This window comes from Natronococcus sp. (genome assembly GCF_047921035.1).
In the GTDB taxonomy this organism is placed as follows: domain Archaea; phylum Halobacteriota; class Halobacteria; order Halobacteriales; family Natrialbaceae; genus Natronococcus.
Genome location: NZ_JBLRWX010000218.1, coordinates 1 through 1,594, shown reverse-complemented (window position 1 = coordinate 1,594; position 1,594 = coordinate 1). Strand labels below are relative to the sequence as shown.

The 1,594-nt window shown below is 69.8% G+C and carries 1 protein-coding gene; it reads right to left on the bottom strand.

Features of this window, described 5'->3' with window-relative positions; genetic code table 11:
* Nucleotides 1–116: 116 nt before the first annotated feature.
* Nucleotides 117–1,594 (bottom strand): ABC transporter substrate-binding protein (locus tag ACNA7R_RS20280; protein ID WP_416285342.1); only part of this gene is annotated, 1,478 nt, incomplete at its 5' end.

Below are 1,594 nucleotides of genomic sequence, written 5' to 3'. Positions count from 1 at the left end.
TGGTCACCTGACGCGTCGCAACGAGTGACACGGATCCGGCCCGGAGGCGACGTTCGCCTCCGGGCCGGATCCGTGCACGAACCTCGCGACGCATGCGTCGTCGCGACCGATCGGCCTTACTCCCAGCCGACCAGGTTCAGGTCCTGGTAGGTGACCGAGGAGTGCGGGTGCGCGCTCCAGCCGGTGATGCCGGTGCGGTAGAGGGCGACCTCCTCGATGTAGTTCACGAACGTGTAGGGGACCTCGTCGCCGACGATCCGCTGGATCTCGCGGTAGATCTCGATGCTCTCGTCGGAGTCCGGCGCCACGGCCTGACCGCGCAGCGCGAGCTCGTCGACGCGCTCGTCCGACCAGTAGGTGTAGGCGTAGGCCGACCCTCCGCTGGTGAACTGGCGGAAGATGGCGCGGTCGGGGTCGAGCTGGCCGTTCCAGGCGTAGACCATGATCTCGTAGTCCTCGGTGGTGTTGAAGCGCTGCCATACGGCGCTCGACTCCTCGGAGTGGACGGTCGCGTCGATGCCGACCTGCAGGAGCTCGTTGAGCAGGATCTCGGCGATCTGCGTGCGCGCCGGCGCGGGGTCGGAGTAGATCCGGACGCTGAAGCCGCCACCGTCGTACCCGGCCTCGGCCAGCAGCTCGCGCGCGCGCTCGGGATCGTAGGGGTAGCGCGCGATCTCGCTTTCGAACCACGGCATCTCGGGGAGCAGCATGCTGATGCCGACCTGGCCGACGCCCTCGAGGATGCGCTCGACGATGCCCTCGCGCGGGATGAGGTGCGCGATCGCCCGGCGGACGCGCACGTCGCCCAGCGCCTCGGCGCGCGTGTTGAACCCGACGAAGTTGTACGAGGGAGCGGGGACGCGATCGACACCGATCGACGGGTCCGCCTCGAGCCGCGGGAGCTCGGCGCCGACGGGGCCTCCCTGGTAGAGGTCGATGTCGCCGGCCTCGAGCGCCAGCAGGCGGGTGCCGTCCTCGGGGATCGGGCGGAACACGACCTCGTCGACGCGGGCGCGCTCGCCCCAGTAGTCGTCGAACGCCTCGAGCACGAGCGCGTCGTCGCGCTGCCAGGAGACGAACGCGAAGGCGCCGGTGCCCGACGGGGCGACCTGGAAGTCGTCGTCCTCGCCGCGGTCGGCCGGCACGATGGGCATGCGCGCGATGTTGTTGAGCAGGAACGCGTTCGGGCGCGACAGGGTGAAGACGACGGTGTACGGATCGGGTGCGTCGATCGAGGCGATGTCGAGGTAGAGCGGGCGGTTGAGCGACGGGTTCTCCTCGTCGAGCACCCACTCGAACGTGTAGATGACGTCCTCGGCCGTGAAGGCGCGTCCGTGGTGGAACGCGACGTCGTCGCGGAGCGAGAAGGTGATCTGCGTGGCGTCCTCGTTGAACGACCAGGCCGTCGCCAGGCGTGGCTGTAGGCCGAGGCCGCGGTCGAACACGACGAGCGGCTCGAAGATCGTCGAGATTCGCTCGAACGAGCGGACGTCGGTGGCGACGCGCGGGTCCAAGTTGTCGGCCTCGCCGGTCGAGGCGATCACGAGGCGCTCCTGGGCGAGGGCGGCGCCCGCGGCGAGCGCGCAGACGGCGC